This is a genomic window from Bradyrhizobium sp. Kon69 (assembly GCF_055807515.1).
Window position 1 is genome coordinate 1 of the sequence record NZ_JBVVOS010000366.1, and the last position, 269, is coordinate 269.

General features: G+C 64.3%; 1 protein-coding gene. It reads right to left on the reverse strand.

Annotated elements, in window-relative coordinates; translation table 11 throughout:
* Positions 1-51 precede the first annotated feature (51 nt).
* The coding region (locus AC0L3U_RS39470; RefSeq protein WP_473365131.1) for a hypothetical protein at positions 52-269 on the reverse strand (218 nt) is incomplete at its 5' end.

The following is a 269-nucleotide window of genomic DNA, read 5'->3' on the forward strand; positions in this document are numbered from 1 at the left end:
GTGGCTGGCGGATGTTGCGCGCAACCCCGGGATTCTGGCGGCGATTGCCAGTTATATCAGCGCGTTCTTTGTGTGGATGCTGATCCTGCGGCGGAGCAGTTTGTCGTTGGCCTTCCCGCTGAGGTCGGGGGCTTCATTCAGTACGCACCGGCCGATTTCTGGCGGGTCTACGCACAGCTCGGCCAGGCCGTGGGCGGTGGCCATTCCCATTCCCAGAGCGGCGCACTCGGCAAACTGGGCGGCGAGCTGGGTTATCCATTGGGTGGCGG